2 protein-coding genes are annotated in these 1284 nt (G+C 45.5%); both read right to left on the bottom strand.

The annotated features are described in order from the left end of the window. Positions 1-168 precede the first annotated feature (168 nt). Positions 169-402, bottom strand: coding sequence for a photosystem I reaction center subunit IV (locus tag PX636_RS12195; RefSeq protein WP_002797997.1), 234 nt, complete (start codon positions 400-402; stop codon positions 169-171). Between the two features lie 78 nt (positions 403-480). Further along, positions 481-1110 carry a DUF6391 domain-containing protein gene (locus PX636_RS12200; protein ID WP_002797998.1) on the bottom strand — a complete coding sequence of 210 codons (630 nt, stop codon included), beginning with the start codon at positions 1108-1110 and terminating at the stop codon, positions 481-483. Positions 1111-1284: the final 174 nt, after the last annotated feature.

Below are 1284 nucleotides of genomic sequence, written 5' to 3' on the forward strand. Positions count from 1 at the left end.
CAAAATGTAATATCAGTAAACAGTAAAAAGTGAACTGATAACTGATAACTGATCACTGATAACTGATAACTGATAACTGATACAAGGCTGACAGCTATAAAAAAACCGACCAACAAGAGAGAATTCCTGTCAGTCAGTCGGTGATGATAGGCCGAATTTTACTCAGCTTTATTTCTTAGCGGGGGCAGCCTTAACGAGTTCCAATTCACTTTCAGCGAAGTTATTGGTATTCAGTCCACTGGCGCTACCACTAAAACCGTGGTAGTTAACAGTATCAAAACGGACGATAACGGGATAGTGGATACCACTTTTATCAACACTGGCTACGGTTCCTACATCGTTGTACCAGTAAGACTCTTTCCGTTTGACTCTAACTTTGGCTCCGCGTTCGATTCCAGGCATAGCTGTTGTTTTTTTTTAGGGTTTAGTTAACAGGTTACAATCAGAGCGAGTTTGCCGAAAGGGTTTTTACTTTAAGTTTTATTGCAAATCTTGCCACTCTGTTTGGACAAAATGCCCCGAACGTCCCCATAGGTCTGCCTTTGGTGCAATGTTAACGATTGTTAAGTTAAAAGGAATGGCCGTAGTCAGGTATTTTTGGGCCGACATTCCCACATCTGGTCCGATTTGAAAAGCGGCGGCGGTGGCTAAACCTAAGCCTAATAACTGAGAAATCAGACCTCTGGGTAAGAGAAGATGAGTTCCTAAGACTAAGCCGGCGGTTAAGGCTAAAGTTACCGATAAATTGGTGCCACAACGCGGATGTAATGCCAATTGCCCCTCGCCATTTTTGAGACGATGGAGCGCCTGTTTGGCCGCAATTCGCAGTTCATTTGTATTAACCTGCCCGTAGAGATAAAAACCCCTATCGGTGGAGAGTCCCCCCAGGGCCTCGTTATCCGCTGGGGAATGGTCAAAAGGCGATTGACGACGGGCAGCCATTTCGCTTAATACCCAGACGGTGGCGTGTTCCAAGGCGTGAACCTGTCGCAGGGTCAGAAATTCTTTGAAACCGGGGATAAAGCCGATTTGTGCCAGTAAATCGCTGTCTTGCTGGGGCGAGGGGTTAAACCAGTCAAAAGAGGGGTTAGAAGGGCTACTAGAGGTCATAAAGTTGCAGTAGGGAGAGTTTTTTTGAGGAATATGAGGGTGCTATAGAGTTGCAAGGCGGTGTCCCAGTAGGTGTCTTTAATGGGGACTGACCATGGTGATTTTGGCAAAAAAGGGAAAATCTGACCATAGGAGAACTACTGCCAGTTGTTGCTTTAGGTAAGGTTTGCTGAA

It is taken from the genome of Microcystis sp. M53598_WE2, assembly GCF_030067735.1.
Classification (GTDB): domain Bacteria; phylum Cyanobacteriota; class Cyanobacteriia; order Cyanobacteriales; family Microcystaceae; genus Microcystis; species Microcystis aeruginosa.

Coding starts and splice junctions, on each gene's coding strand:
- PX636_RS12195 (WP_002797997.1), bottom strand. CDS start 402: ATGCCTGGAATCGAACGCGGAGCCAAAGTTAGAGTCAAACGGAAAGAG.
- PX636_RS12200 (WP_002797998.1), bottom strand. CDS start 1,110: ATGACCTCTAGTAGCCCTTCTAACCCCTCTTTTGACTGGTTTAACCCC.